The organism is Microbacterium sp. TPU 3598 (genome assembly GCF_002356155.1).
Lineage (GTDB): Bacteria > Actinomycetota > Actinomycetes > Actinomycetales > Microbacteriaceae > Microbacterium > Microbacterium maritypicum_A.
In genome coordinates this window covers 1,517,862-1,529,893 of sequence record NZ_AP017975.1, presented here as the reverse complement: position 1 = coordinate 1,529,893, position 12,032 = coordinate 1,517,862, and the positions used below count along the sequence as shown (strand labels likewise).

Genomic DNA, 12,032 nt, shown 5'->3' with positions numbered 1-12,032 from the left:
GGGCCTGCCCCGCTCGGTTCTACTGAGCACCGCCCGAGGGCCGCGCCGTTCTTCCGAGAGCTCCCCGGTGATGGCCGGATCGATGCTCTTCCCCCCAGTGTACGCGTGCGCATCCCCTCAGGACGCCGCTCTCCTCTCCGGCGCCCGGCGCCCCGCTCCCGGTTCGCGATGTCGTCGGCGCGCCCTACGCTCGGACCATGGCCCGCACCCCCGAGTCCCCCGCTCCTCCCCGCATCACCGACCCCGACCTCCCGCCCGTGCTCGAGCCCGCTGTTCCCCGACGCAGCGCCGACCTGATCGCCGCCCGGCTCGACCTGAGCGGCACCGTCGATCTCGCCTACTCGACGCTCGAGCAGTGCGTGGTGAGCGCTGACGCCGACACGGTCGATCTCACCGGAGCGACGGTCGTCGACGTCGACATGCCGGGTGTGCGCATCGCCTCGCTCCGCATGCGCGATGCCGGCGTGCGGCGGGTGCGGATCAGCGGTGGCCGTATCGGCACGCTCGACCTGAGCGAGTCGCGCATCTCGGAGCTCGAGCTGCGCGACGTGCGCATCGACTACCTGAACCTCGGTGCGGCGAAGGTCACCGATCTCGGGATCTCCGGCTGCGCCATCCGCACGATCGACATGCCGCAGGCCGAGCTGACGCGCGCGAGATTCACCGCCACGTCGACCGACGAGGTCGATTCGCGGGGTATGCGGGCGAAGGACCTCGACCTGCGTGGCCTCGACACTGTCGCCTTCCTCGATGCCAACAGCCTCCGCGGAGCGACTCTCACGTCATTCCAGGTGCAGCAGCTCGCGCCGGTCATCGCGGCGGGCATCGGCATCCAGATCAAGGACTGACATCTGATCAGAGCTCGGCAGGGCCGCTCGCGGCGAGCAGCTCACGGGTGAACGCATGCTGCGGCGCCCCGAACACCTCTGCAGTGGTGCCCTGCTCGACGATCCGTCCGTCCTGCATCACGAGCACCTCGTCGGCGACCGCTCCGACCACATCGAGGTCGTGGGAGACGAGGATCATCGTCAACTGCCGCTCCTGCTGCACCCGCGCGAGCAGCCGCAGCACCCGCTCCCGCACCGAGGGGTCGAGGGCCGAGACAGGTTCGTCGAGGACCAGCACCTCCGGGTCGGCGGCGAGCGCGCGGGCGATGGCCGCCCGCTGCCGCTGTCCGCCGGAGAGCGCGCTCGGACGCCGGTCGGCGAGCTCCGGGGCGAGGTCGACCTCGGCGAGGAGTCGGGCGACGCCCGCAGCCCGCTGAGCGCGAGGCACCCCGCCCGCTTCCAGCCCCTCTCGCAACGAACGGCCGATCGTCCATCGCGGGTCGAACGCTCCGAGCGGATTCTGGTGCACGAGCTGCACCCGGCGCTGCGATGTCCACCGCAGCGTACCGGCGTCCGGAGCGTCGACTCCGACGATCATGCGCGCCAGCGTCGTCTTACCGGACCCCGACTCCCCGACGATGCCGAGCGTCCGTCCGTCTTTCAGGGCGAAGGAGGCATCGACGACCGCGGGCACGGCATCGAAGCTCCTGGAGACCTCGTCGGCGATCAGCAGCGCCGAGGAATCGGCAGGAGCTGAGGCCCGTGGTTCGTGGATCGTCGCCGCGATGAGCCGCTTCGTGTAGTCGTGCTGAGGGCTCTCCAGGACCGCAGCCACGGGGCCGGACTCCACCACGATCCCGTCCTTCATCACCAGGACGCGGTCGGCGATCCGACGCACCGCCGCGAAGTCGTGGCTGATGAATACCAGCGCGGTACCTGCATCGACGATCTCGCGCAGCAGACCGAGGATCCGTGCCTGCACGGTCGCGTCGAGAGCGGTCGTCGGCTCGTCCGCCACCAGCACGGCGGGATCCGCGGCGAGCGCGGAGGCGATGAGTGCTCGCTGTCGGAGTCCGCCGGAGAGCTCGTGCGGGTGCTGTCGGGAGCGGCGTTCGGGGTCGGGCATCCATACCCGTGCCAGGAGCTCCCGCACCCGCTCCGCCCGCGCCGCCCGTCCTCGGACGATCTGGTGCAAGAGCAGCGGCTCGGCGATCTCTGCCCCGATCCGTCGCAGGGGATCGAGCGAGACCAGGGCGTCCTGGGAGACGAGCGCGATCCCGGCCCCGCGCAGCTCGCGCCACGCGCGCTCGGACAGCCCGGCCGCATCCGTCCCGTCCACGACCAGCCCGTCCAGCGAGACGTCGGCGTCCGTGGGAGTCAGTCCCAGCAGCGCACGAGCCGAGAGCGACTTGCCGGCGCCGGACTCCCCCACGATCGCGATGCACTCTCCGCGGTCGACGGCGAAGGACACGTCATCGACGACCGGGTTCCCGTCGAATGCGATCCGCAGCCCGCGCACTTCCAGGGCGACGCTCATGCGATCCTCCCGTCTCCGCGAGCGCGCAGGATACGCCCCACGACGGTCGCCGCCACCACGGTGAGCGTGATCGCGATGCCGGGGAACAGCGAGATCCACCAGGCCTGCCCGAGGACGTTGCGCCCACCGGCGAGCATCAGTCCCCACTCGGGAGTCGGCTCCGACGGGCCGAGCCCCAGGAAGCTGAGCCCGGCCGCTGCCAGGATGCTGGAGCCGATGCCGATGGTGGCGAGCACGCTCAGCGCGCCGAGGACTCCCGGAACCACGTGCCGGGTGAATGCGCGCATCCGTGGCACCCCGAGGATGCGCGCCGCCTCGACGTGCTCGGCGACGCGGAGAGTCTGCGTCTGCACTCGGGCCAGCCGGACGTAGACGGGCACGGCGGCCAGCGTCACCGCGATCGCGATGTTCACCGGTCCCGGGCCCAGCACGGCGACGACGACGAGTGCGACGAGAAACTCGGGGAAAGCCATCAGCACGTCGTTCACCCGCATCACCGTGGTGTCGACGCTCCTCGGCGCGACCCCGGCGAGCGCGCCGATGACGAGTCCGCCGACGAGCGCCACCCCGGTGGCGAGGAGCCCGATGCCCAGCGAGCGCGCCGCACCGTAGACGACCCGCGAGTACACGTCGCGTCCGCTCTGGTCGGTGCCGAACAGATGCTCGGCGCTCGGGGGAAGCAGGGCGGAGCGGACATCCGTCTGCAGCGGATCGTGCGTGGCGAGGACACCGGGCCAGAGCGCCGCGAACGCGATCACCGCGAGGACCAGGATCGCGACCCACAGCAGCATCCGCTGCGCGCGCCTCATCGGACACCTCCCGATCGCGAAGCCCTGATGCGCGGGTCGATCAGCGGATGGACGAGTTCGACGACGAGGTTCACCGCCACGAAGACCAGGGCGCTCAAGAGGATGATCCCCGTGATCACCGGAAGGTCGCGGTCGCTGATCGCGGCGAGTGTGACCCGGCCGAGGCCAGGACGGGCGAACACCGTCTCCACGAGCACCGCCCCACCGAGGACGGATCCGGTCAGGTAGGCGGCGAGCGTGACAGCAGAGGCGGCGCCGTGGCGCAGCCCATGCCGCAGCGTGAACCACGAGGGACTGGCCCCACGAGCCCGCACCGTCTCGGCGAAGGGCATCCGCTCCGCCTGGATCAGCCCGTCGCGCAGCACTTGGCTGAGCAGCGCCGCCACCGGAAGCGCGAGCGTGATCGCCGGCAGCACGATCGTGGCGGGGTTGCGAGCACCCGACACCGGGAACCAGCCCAGACCGAACGCGAAGACGCTCAGCAGGACGAGCCCGATCCAGAAGACCGGGGAGGAGAGCACCACCAGTTCGACCGCCGCCGCGACCGTCCGACCCGCCTTGCCGCGAACGAGCACCGCCACGGACAGCGCGAGCACCAGGGCGATCACGAGCGCGAGCACCGAAAGCTGGACCGTCGCACCGAGTTGACGCCCGATCACCTCGGTCACGGGCATCCGCAGCTGGTACGACTCTCCCAGGTCTCCCCGGGCGAGCTGACCGATGAAACCGAGGTACTGCTCGAACGGCGGGCGATCGAGCCCGAGATCGGCTCTGATTCCTTCTTTGACCGCCTCGCTCACCTGCGCCTGGGGCCCCAGCATCACCGATACCGGATCCCCCGGGATCACCCGGAAGGCGAGGAAGGCGACGGTCGCCGCGCCCCAGAGGACGATCACGACGGACGCGGCGAGGCCGGCGATACGGACGAGAGCAGCCCTCACCACCCCTGCCCTCCGCTCAGCCGGCGGCTCAGCCGACGGTCACATCGTAGAACAGCGGTCGACCGTACAGGTCGTACTGCAGCCCCTCGACGCGATCGCCGACGGCGGTGATCGCCGACGGGCTGTAGAGCGGCACGATCGCCGTATACGTCGCGTTCCACTGCTGCAGCTGGGTGTAGAGCTCGTTGCGCTCGTCCTGGTCGCTGGTCGCGACGGCCTTCTCCAGCAATGCGTCGATCTCGGGATCGCTCACCTGCGACGCGTTCTGGAACCCGTCGGTGTGCAGGTGGCTGCGCAGCAGATCGGGGTCGACGCCGGAGAAGCCCCAGTCCGTCAGATCGAACGTCTTGGGCTCGTACTGCTCGTTGTAGGCCCCGGGTTCGAGCACCTCGCGCTGGACCTCGAACCCGATCTCCTTGAGGTCGGACTGGATCGCGTTCGCGAGAGCGGCGCGGTCATCCGGAACGGGAGTCCAGGCGATCCATCGCGCCGAGAGCCGCTTGCCGTCCTTCATACGGATGCCGTCGGTGTCGCGTGCGGTCCATCCCGCCTCGTCGAGGAGCGCGTTCGCGGCGTCCTGGTCGAACGGCCAGCTGCCCTCGAGCGACGCGTCGTAGCCCGGGGTCGTCGAGCCGAGGATGCTCCATGCGCGCGGGAACTGGCCGAAGTAGATCTCCTCCACCGCCGCGTCGATGTCGACGCCGCGCGCGAAGGCCTGACGCACCTTCTCGTCCGCGAACACCCCGTACTTCTCGTTCAGGTACAGCGAGTACGGCAGACCCGGGTACTCGATCGAATCGACCGTGATGCCGTCGCCGAGATCCTTCGCGAGGTTCGGCGGGATGTTGCTGGCCAGGTCGGCCTCCCCGCTCGTCACCACGCCCGTGCGGACCGAGGCCTCCGGCTGGATCTCCACACGCAGCGTCTCGAACTTCGGGGCCTTCGCATCATGCGGACCCCACGCGTAGTCGTCGTTGCGGGTGTACACGATCTCCTGGTCCGGCGTGTACTCGGTGAGCTCGAACGGACCGGTACCGACGGTGACGTCGGGTCCCCCCGCCTTGAGCTTGTCCGCGGACTTCGCGAGGACGGCCGGCGAGTAGAAGCCGAGCTGCGGCGTGCTCGCCGCCTGCAGGAACGGTGCGTACGGCTGCGTGAAGGTCACCGTGACCGTGGAGTCGTCGACGACTTCGGTGCCCTCGTAGAAGTCGGCGCCGAGCATGCTGGCCGCCTGCGCGGATGCCGTCTCCGGATCGACGATGCGGTCGAAGTTCGCCTTGACCGCGGCGGCGTCGAACTTCTCGCCGTCGGTGAAGGTCACGTCGTCACGGAGCACGAACGTGTACTCCGTGCTGTCCGGCGAGACCTCCCAGCTCTTCGCGAGCCACGGGCTGAACGTTCCATCCGCCTCCTGGAACACCAGCGAGTCGAGCACCGCCCGCTGCACCATGCCGGAGACGTCGAGCTGGCTCACCTGCGGGTCCATGTGCCCGGCCGAGAGGTTCGCGCCCTCGATGGACCACACGAGCTCTCCGCCCTCGCCGTCCGAGCCGGGAGCCGCGCATGCGCTGAGCACCAGCGCAGTGGCAGCGGCGAGCGCCGCGAAGGGCAGGAGACGACGCACAGGTCTTGCGGGCATGACGGTTCCTCTGGACGAACGGGTCGGGACATCCCATCCTACGGCCGATTGTTGGACGGGGTCGATCTGCGACGGCCTGCCGATGCCCCGATGCTCGGTAGACTGTTCGGCACAACCCACACTCAGGCACGCTCACACAGTGCCGCATACATCGCTCGAGGAGACCTTCATGCCTGCTTCCGAACCGTCGCAGAACCAGATTCCCGACAAGCCCGCACTCGAAGGCCTCGAAGCGAAGTGGGACGCCGCCTGGGCCGAGCAGGGCACGTACCTGTTCGACCGTCTTCGCGCGGCGCAGTCCGGCCGCGAGGGCGTGTACTCGATCGACACCCCGCCTCCGACGGCATCGGGCAGCCTGCACATCGGGCACGTGTTCTCCTACACGCACACCGATGTGAAGGCCCGGTTCGAGCGCATGCGCGGAAAGACCGTGTTCTACCCGATGGGTTGGGACGACAACGGCCTGCCGACCGAGCGACGGGTGCAGAACTACTACGGCGTGCGGTGCGACCCCTCGCTCCCCTACGACGCCGACTTCACCCCTCCCTTCGAGGGCGGCGACAACAAGTCGAGCCGGGCTGCCGACCAGCGGCCGATCAGCCGCCGCAACTTCATCGAGCTGTGCGAGCGCCTCACGATCGAGGACGAGAAGCAGTTCGAGGCCCTGTTCCGTCAGCTCGGGTTGAGCGTCGATTGGACGCAGACCTACCGCACCATCTCCGACGACACGATCCGGCAGAGCCAGCTCGCGTTCCTCCGCAACATCGAGCGCGGCGAGGCATACCAGGCCCTCGCGCCGACGCTGTGGGACATCGACTTCCGCTCCGCGATCGCGCAGGCCGAGCTCGAGGACCGCGACCAGCAGGCCGCGTACCACACGATCGAGTTCCGCTTCGCTGACGGCTCCGGCTCCATCGCGATCGACACCACGCGCCCGGAGCTCCTCCCGGCGTGCATCGCGATCGTGACCCACCCCGAGGGGCCGCACAAGCACCTCATCGGCACCAAGGTGCGCACGCCGTACTTCGGCGCCGAGATCGAGATCCACGGCCACCACCTCGCCCAGCCCGACAAGGGCACCGGTGCGGCGATGGTCTGCACCTTCGGCGATGTGACCGACATCATCTGGTGGCGCGAGCTGCGCACCACCGCCGGCGAGTCCCTGCCGAACATGACGGCGATCGGTCTGGACGGGCGATTCCTGCCCGAGGCTCCGGCGTCCGTCGAGAATCCCGAGGCCGCGACCTGGTACGCCGAGGAGATCGCGGGCAAGACCGTCTTCAGCGCGCGCAAGGCCATCGTCGAGAAGCTGCAGGCGACCGGCGACATGACCGCGGTCGGCAAGCCCTTCAACCACGCCGTGAAGTTCTTCGAAAAGGGAGACCGTCCGCTCGAGATCGTCTCCACGCGCCAGTGGTACATCCGCAACGGTGCCCGCGACGGCGAACTGCGCGACAAGCTCATCGCCCACGGCGAGGAACTCTCCTGGCACCCCGAATTCATGCGCGTGCGCTACGAGAACTGGGTGGGCGGTCTCACAGGCGACTGGCTCGTGTCGCGTCAGCGCTTCTTCGGTGTGCCGATCCCCCTGTGGTATGCCCTCGACGAGAACGGCGAGCGCGATTATGACCGCGTGCTCACCCCGGATGCGGCGTCACTCCCGATCGATCCGACCACCGACGTGCCCGCCGGGTACACCGAGGACCAGCGCGGCGTGCCGGGTGGCTTCGACGCCGAGGCCGACATCCTCGACACCTGGGCGACCTCGTCCCTCACACCGCAGCTCGCGGGCGGCTGGCAACGTGATGAGGAGCTGTGGCAGCTCACCGCTCCGTTCGACCTGCGCCCGCAGGGCCAGGACATCATCCGCACCTGGCTGTTCTCCACCATGCTGCGTTCGACGCTCGAAGACGACAGGACGCCGTGGCGCAACGCCGCGATCTCGGGCTTCATCGTCGACCCCGACCGCAAGAAGATGTCGAAGTCGAAGGGCAACGTGGTCACCCCGGCCGACGTGCTCGACGCCCACGGCTCGGACGCGGTGCGTTACTGGGCCGCATCGAGCCGCCTCGGCATGGACGCGGCATTCGACCCGCAGAACCCCACGCAGGTGAAGATCGGTCGTCGTCTGGCCATCAAGGTGCTCAACGCCGCCAAGTTCGTGCTGTCGTTCCCCGTGCCCGACGGCGCACAGGTCACGCACGCCCTCGATGCGTCGATGCTGACAGCCCTCGACGGCGTCGTGGTCGAGGCGACCAAGGCATTCGAGCGGTATGACGCCGCTCGTGCTCTGGAGCTCACCGAGGCCTTCTTCTGGACGTTCTGCGACGACTACCTCGAGCTCGTGAAGGAACGCGCCTACAACCAGGCCGATGTGGGGCAGGCATCCGCGGCGCTCTCGCTGCGTCTGGCCCTGTCGACGCTGCTGCGCCTGCTGGCTCCCGTGCTGTCCTTCGCGGCAGAGGAGTCGTGGTCCTGGTTCGAGGAGGGGTCCGTGCACACCGCCGCGTGGCCGACGCCTCTCGGTATCGACGGTGACCCGGCCGTGCTCGCCGCGGCCAGCGAGGCGCTGATCGGCATCCGTCGCGCGAAGACCGAGGCGAAGGCCTCGCAGAAGACTCCGGTCTCACGTGCGGCGATCGCCGCCCCCGCAGCGAAGCTCGATGCCCTCCGTGCCGCAGCCGATGACCTCCGCGCCGTCGGCCGCATCGCCGAGCTCGAGTTCACCGAGGCCGAGGCGTTCGCGGTCACCGCGATCGAGCTCGCCCCGGTCGAGGCCTCCTGATGCAGCTGGGCACGCGCTGGGCGGCCGGGTCCGAGGCTCCGGCCTCCGTCCCGGCATCCCTCCGGCCGGCGATCGCCGAGGTCGAGTCCCGGGGCCTCACGGGCCACTGGACGCTCACGTGGCTGGAGGGTCGTGCGATCGCGGAGCTCGACGCGGGCTGGGAGGTCTTCCAGACCGCGACCGGCGAGATCGTCGCCCGTCCCTTCCAGGACTGAGTCCCGGCCGGGACCGCGCTGCGCCTCAGCGCCGCGTCAGGCCGAGCTGTGCGAGTGCGTGATCGACTGCGCGCGGATCCTGCCTGCGGGTGTGCTGCTCGCGCAGCAGGTCGAGGGCGATCTCACGTCGCTCGGCACGTCGGGAGATGCGGTGCTCGACGTACGCGGTGAGATGGTCGGCGAGTCGCAGCAGCCCGCGTTCGGTCTGCGTCGGAGCCACCAGGTGAAGCGTCGCGCTGGTCATGATTCCTCCAGGATGTCGTCGCCGGATCCGTGCGTCGCGTGCTGCGGCGTCGGCAGGTCGAAGAGTTCGGTGCGGAGCGAGACGCGTCGCACATCGGGTCCGGTCTGGCCCCGGTAGCGCTCGATGGCCCTCTCGACGATGGTCTCGAGCTCCTCGCGGAGCGACATGGCCTGCTCCGGCGTCATATCGAGGTGCGTGGTGATGGTGATCCCCACATCGCGCCACGCCTCCGGGACCTCGGACTGGGGTCGGTTGAGGTACGACATCAAGGTCTCGTGCCGCAGACGGAAGAACTCCGACGTCACGATCTGGGCAGCCGCCCGATTCGACGGCGAAGTCATCTCGTCAGGACCGGGCACGTCGATGCGCCCCTTGGGGCGTTCCCACCACCGCTCACGCGCCGTGCCCCGCCCCTCGACTTCGCGGATGAGATCGTGAGCAGCCAACGCGCGGAGGTGATAGCTGGTCGACCCCGATGTCTCCCCTACGAGTGCAGCGAGCGAACTGGCGGTCTGCGGACCGCGCGCGGCGAGGATGTCGAAGATCTTCACCCGGAGCGGGTGCGCCAGCGCCTTCAGGGCGCTGGCATCGAGAGTCCTGACCTGCGTCTCGTTCGTCATGCATGCAAAGATACCCTTGCAAAGATTTCTTTGCAAGGGTTACTTTGCAACGAGTCCCGGTTCTGTCGCAGGGTCAGGTGCAGGGCCCGTCGCAGGGTCAGTTGCAGGGTCAGTTGCAGGGTCAGTCGACGACAGCGCGCGCGGCGACGAAGGCCTCCACGCAGCGCTCGACCTGCTCGGGTGTGTGAGCCGCCGACAGCTGCACGCGGATCCGCGCCAGCCCGCGCGGCACGACGGGGAAGCTGAATGCGGTCACGTACACGCCGCGCTCCTGCATCTCCCTGGCGATCCTCGCCGTCTTCGCCGCATCGCCGAACATGACGGGCACGATGGGGTGCTCCCCGGGGAGCAGGTCGAATCCCTCGGCGGTCATGCGCTCGCGGAACAGGGAGGCATTGCGTCGCAGACGCGCACGAAGGTCGGCGGACCCCTCGACGAGATCGAGGGCGGTCAGGGTTCCTGCCACGATCGCGGGAGCGAGTGTGTTCGAGAACAGATAGGGACGAGAGCGCTGACGCAGCAGGGCCACGATCTCGGCGTGCGAGGCGACGTACCCGCCCGATGCACCGCCCAGCGCCTTGCCGAACGTCCCGGTGTAGATGTCGACGCGATCGGCGACCCCGCACAGCTCCGGCGTCCCCCGACCGTTCTCCCCCACGAAGCCGACGGCATGCGAGTCGTCGACGAAGACCAGTGCGTCATAGCGCTCGGCCAAGTCGCAGATCTCGGCGAGCGGCGCGATGTACCCGTCCATCGAGAACACGCCGTCCGTCACGATCACCCGGAATCGGGCCTTCTCCGCCGCCTTCAGCTGCTCTTCGAGATCGCTCATGTCGCGGTTTCGATAGCGAAGCCTCTGCGCCTTCGAGAGCCGGATCCCGTCGATGATCGACGCATGGTTCAGTTCGTCCGAGATGATCGCGTCCTCGGCGGAGAAGAGCGTCTCGAACACGCCGCCATTGGCATCGAAGCATGAAGAGTACAGGATGGCTTCGTCCGCGCCGAGGAAGTCGGCGAGCCGACGCTCCAGCTCGAGGTGCTGCTCCTGGGTGCCGCAGATGAAGCGCACGCTCGCAAGCCCATAGCCCCATTCCTGCAAGGCCGTCGTCGCCGCGTCGAGGATGCGCGGGTCGTCGGCGAGCCCGAGGTAGTTGTTGGCACAGAAGTTCAGCACCTCTGCGCCATCGGCGGTGATCTCCGCGTTCTGGGGGCCGCGGATGCCGCGCTCATGCTTGGTGAGCCCGGCCTCCTCGATGCCCGCCAGCTCATCCGACACATGCTTCTGAAAAGTCCCGTACATCACAGCTCCGTCCAATCGAGGATGATCTTGCCTGTTCCCGCAGACTCGGCCGCGGCGAATCCGCGTTCCCAGTCGCGAACGGGGACGAGCTCCGCGATCACGCGGCCGATGGCGTCCCGCAGGGTCGCGCTGGTCTGCAGCATCGCCCCCATCGCGTTCCACGTCTCGAACATCTCGCGCCCGTAGATGCCCTTGATCGTGAGCATGTGGGTGACGAGCTTGCCCCAGTCGATGCCGAATCCCGCGCTCGGCAGACCCAGCATCGCGATGCGACCGCCGTGGTTCATGTTGTCGATCATGGCGGGGAGGGCCGACGGCGCACCGCTCATCTCGAATCCGATGTCGAAGCCCTCCCGCATGCCGAGCGCCTGTTGCGCTTCGCGGATGTCGCGGACCGAGACGTCGACGACCTCGTCGGCGCCCATCCGGCGGGCCATCTCCAGACGCGGCGCGCTGACGTCCGTCGCCGTGATGAACCGTGCTCCCGCATGCCGGGCGACGGCGATCGCCATCAGCCCGATGGGTCCGCAGCCGGTGACGAGCACGTCCTCTCCGACGAGTGGGTAGGTGAGCGCTGTGTGCACGGCATTGCCCAGGGGATCGAAGATGGCCCCCAGCTCGGGGGTCACTTCCGAGTGATGGACCCAGACGTTCGCCGCGGGCAGCACGAGGTACTCCGCGAAGGCGCCGTCGCGCTGCAGACCGAGACCGATCGTGCGGATGCACATCTGGCGGCGACCCGCTCGACAGTTGCGACAGGTGCCGCAGACGATGTGTCCTTCGCCGGAGACCCGATCGCCGACGGCGATGTCGCGCACGCCAGGGCCGACCTCCACGACCTCCCCGTAGAACTCGTGACCGGGGATCAGCGGTGCGGCGATCGCGGACGCCGCCCATTCGTCCCAGCGGAGGATGTGCAGATCGGTGCCGCAGATCCCCGTGCGCAGCACGCGGATGACGACGTCGTCAGTTCCGGCGGTCGGGTCGGGGCGCTCGACGAGCTCGAGTCCCGCACCGGCTGCGGCTTTGAACAGTGCCTTCATGATCTCGATCACACCGCACCTGACGTTGTAGAACAATCGGCATCGTCTGCACCGTCGATGTAGCGAGAGCTA

Annotated in this window: 11 protein-coding genes; 3 read left to right on the top strand and 8 right to left on the bottom strand. The window is 68.8% G+C overall.

Annotated features, from left to right (window positions below):
- Nucleotides 1–197: 197 nt before the first annotated feature.
- Nucleotides 198–848 carry a pentapeptide repeat-containing protein gene (locus MST3598_RS07230; protein ID WP_029260165.1) on the top strand — a complete coding sequence of 217 codons (651 nt, stop codon included), beginning with the start codon at nucleotides 198–200 and terminating at the stop codon, nucleotides 846–848.
- A gap of 7 nt (nucleotides 849–855) precedes the next feature.
- On the opposite strand, the gene MST3598_RS07225 is transcribed toward MST3598_RS07230, so the two are convergent.
- Genes MST3598_RS07225 through MST3598_RS07210 form a run of 4 tightly spaced genes read right to left on the bottom strand, consistent with a single transcriptional unit; the run spans nucleotide 856 to nucleotide 5,753 of the window.
- Entirely contained in the window at nucleotides 856–2,364 is a 1,509-nt protein-coding gene (locus MST3598_RS07225; protein ID WP_096359502.1) for an ATP-binding cassette domain-containing protein, read from the bottom strand.
- Entirely contained in the window at nucleotides 2,361–3,173 is an 813-nt protein-coding gene (locus tag MST3598_RS07220) for an ABC transporter permease (protein ID WP_029258185.1), read from the bottom strand. Before MST3598_RS07220 ends, MST3598_RS07225 begins: the two co-directional genes overlap by 4 nt.
- Entirely contained in the window at nucleotides 3,170–4,117 is a 948-nt protein-coding gene (locus MST3598_RS07215; protein ID WP_029258186.1) for an ABC transporter permease, read from the bottom strand. Before MST3598_RS07215 ends, MST3598_RS07220 begins: the two co-directional genes overlap by 4 nt.
- A gap of 25 nt (nucleotides 4,118–4,142) precedes the next feature.
- On the bottom strand, nucleotides 4,143–5,753 hold the full coding sequence (locus MST3598_RS07210; protein WP_029258187.1) for an ABC transporter substrate-binding protein: 1,611 nt from the start codon (nucleotides 5,751–5,753) through the stop codon (nucleotides 4,143–4,145).
- A 169-nt stretch (nucleotides 5,754–5,922) separates the two neighbouring features.
- Here MST3598_RS07210 and valS point away from each other — a divergent pair, with 169 nt between their 5' ends.
- The gene (gene valS, locus MST3598_RS07205; protein WP_029258188.1) at nucleotides 5,923–8,538 is read left to right on the top strand and encodes a valine--tRNA ligase; all 2,616 of its coding nucleotides are present in this window, start codon (nucleotides 5,923–5,925) and stop codon (nucleotides 8,536–8,538) included.
- The gene (locus MST3598_RS07200; RefSeq protein WP_029258189.1) at nucleotides 8,538–8,753 is read left to right on the top strand and encodes a hypothetical protein; all 216 of its coding nucleotides are present in this window, start codon (nucleotides 8,538–8,540) and stop codon (nucleotides 8,751–8,753) included. The genes valS and MST3598_RS07200 overlap by 1 nt, the downstream gene beginning before the upstream one ends.
- A gap of 25 nt (nucleotides 8,754–8,778) precedes the next feature.
- On the opposite strand, the gene MST3598_RS07195 is transcribed toward MST3598_RS07200, so the two are convergent.
- The 4 genes from MST3598_RS07195 to tdh all read right to left on the bottom strand — a co-directional run bounded on the left by MST3598_RS07195 (nucleotide 8,779) and on the right by tdh (nucleotide 11,960).
- Nucleotides 8,779–8,997, bottom strand: coding sequence for a hypothetical protein (locus MST3598_RS07195; RefSeq protein WP_029258190.1), 219 nt, complete (start codon nucleotides 8,995–8,997; stop codon nucleotides 8,779–8,781).
- Nucleotides 8,994–9,617 (bottom strand): ArsR/SmtB family transcription factor, encoded by a 624-nt coding sequence (locus MST3598_RS07190; protein ID WP_029258191.1) that lies wholly within the window; start codon nucleotides 9,615–9,617, stop codon nucleotides 8,994–8,996. The genes MST3598_RS07195 and MST3598_RS07190 overlap by 4 nt, the downstream gene beginning before the upstream one ends.
- A 121-nt stretch (nucleotides 9,618–9,738) precedes the next feature.
- A complete protein-coding gene (locus MST3598_RS07185; RefSeq protein WP_029258192.1) occupies nucleotides 9,739–10,917 on the bottom strand; it encodes a glycine C-acetyltransferase in 1,179 nt (392 codons plus the stop codon).
- Nucleotides 10,917–11,960, bottom strand: coding sequence for an L-threonine 3-dehydrogenase (gene tdh, locus MST3598_RS07180; RefSeq protein ID WP_029258193.1), 1,044 nt, complete (start codon nucleotides 11,958–11,960; stop codon nucleotides 10,917–10,919). The genes MST3598_RS07185 and tdh overlap by 1 nt, the downstream gene beginning before the upstream one ends.
- Nucleotides 11,961–12,032 lie beyond the last annotated feature (72 nt).